The organism is Sphingomonas sp. T1 (genome assembly GCF_902506585.1).
Lineage (GTDB): Bacteria > Pseudomonadota > Alphaproteobacteria > Sphingomonadales > Sphingomonadaceae > Sphingomonas > Sphingomonas aerolata.
On the sequence record NZ_LR733900.1, the window covers coordinates 1 to 1,637 of the forward strand.

1 protein-coding gene is annotated in these 1,637 nt (G+C 63.5%); it reads right to left on the reverse strand.

Annotated features, from left to right (window positions below; genetic code table 11):
• Positions 1–12: 12 nt before the first annotated feature.
• A partial coding sequence (locus GV027_RS20020) for a hypothetical protein (RefSeq protein ID WP_328799530.1) occupies positions 13–1,637 on the reverse strand: 1,625 nt, incomplete at its 5' end.

Sequence of the window (1,637 nt, forward strand, 5' to 3'; positions counted from 1 at the left end):
TGGGTCCATCCGTCATCGTCTGAGCCGTTTCCATCCCAGCCAGATGCCGCTTATCGACGTCACCCCGCCTGCGATCGAGAACAGCCAGATCAGCATATCCCGGGCCGGCCGGTACATGGTGAGCACGCCGAGATCCCATTTATGGAGGAGGTCGAATGCCCAACGGTATGCCCGTTGCCGCTTATCGACGGTCTTGAGTATCTCTCCGGTGGCGGGATCGATATAAAACCACGTCTGTGGCGGATCAGCGAAACGCAGCCGGAGCACCGGCAGCTGTGGCAGGGTTGCGACCGCATACCAATACGCATCAGGCGTCGTCAGGCGATCGATCGCGATCAACCGCGTGGAGCCTGCCAGACGACGGACTCCAGTCATCAGGGCGTGCGTGGTCGGGCGCGACGGGGTGAGCATGACCGCATCCACAGCGGATCGCCGGCCGTCACGATAGGCGAGCAACACAAGTGGCGTTCCGGCATTATCAATAAGTTGCGCGATCACTGCACCGGAACCTACGGCGCGTAGTCGGTCGAGCGATACGACCGGCATCTGATCGGATGCCTGATAGCCGCGCATCGCGGCCTTGACCGGTTTTGTCCCACCAAACAGATGGCCGGGGTCGACCGACAGCCACCCGCTGAAGATCCAGGCGATCAGGAAGACACCACCAACCATCCCTGCGATATGATGCCAGAGCATCCAGCAGTTATAGGGCGTCATCCGTCCGCCCCTGAAGCGGCGTGCGCCGATGCGCGTCCGCAAGATGCCGATCCACATGCCCGCTACCGCGGCAGCGATACAGGGGCCTGACACCCACAGCACGACCTGACGCCAGGCCGATTGATCCTGTCGCAGCACCGTCGGATAAAGCCAGTGCGGCACCGAACCAAGCCAGTTCCAGAACCTCTCGCGGCGGGTTGTTACCTGCACGACGGCGCCCGTACTCGAGGAGACATAGGCCTCCGTGCCGGACGCGTCGGCGAGCGCGACCTTCCAGACCGGTCGATGCCGGTCAAAGCCACCCGCAACCGTCCACTGATCGCGTGCCAGATGATCAACGCGCTCTACAGTTGCATGTGCAAAGCGACCGGCGACCCGAGCGGCATACAGCGCGTCAACCAGCGGCAGAACTGCCCCCCGATGGGCTGCGACCGTCACATGCGATCCATCCCACTGTGCGACGCGCCAGACAGGCGTGCCGTCGCGCATTTCGAGCATAAGCTCCTGCGGTAGATATCCACCCTCAAGCGGTGGCGGTACGTCCACCGCTGCCCAGTCGATAGCCTCGCTCCCGGTCAGCTTCTCAGCTGAAGAGAGGGAGGGATAGGGCACGTAGAGCATCACCAACCCGGACAGGAACCACATCGCGAAGAACAGGCAGCTGGCAATGCCGACCCAGCGATGAACAAGGTAAAGCCAGCGCCGGGCAGTCTTGCCAATTGCGCGCCCGCTCACGGCGTCAAAGACGGACGTCAAGCGAGCCGTGGACTGAACCGCCACGCAAGCGAGGCGAGACAATAGGAACGGCATTACGGTAATCCCCCGGGCGTCTGGCGAACCCGGCAGGGACCTCCCGCGAACGGCCGACATCCGCGCCAGCCGGACGCGATTGCGACCGGCACGCATGCCCGTGCGGTCCC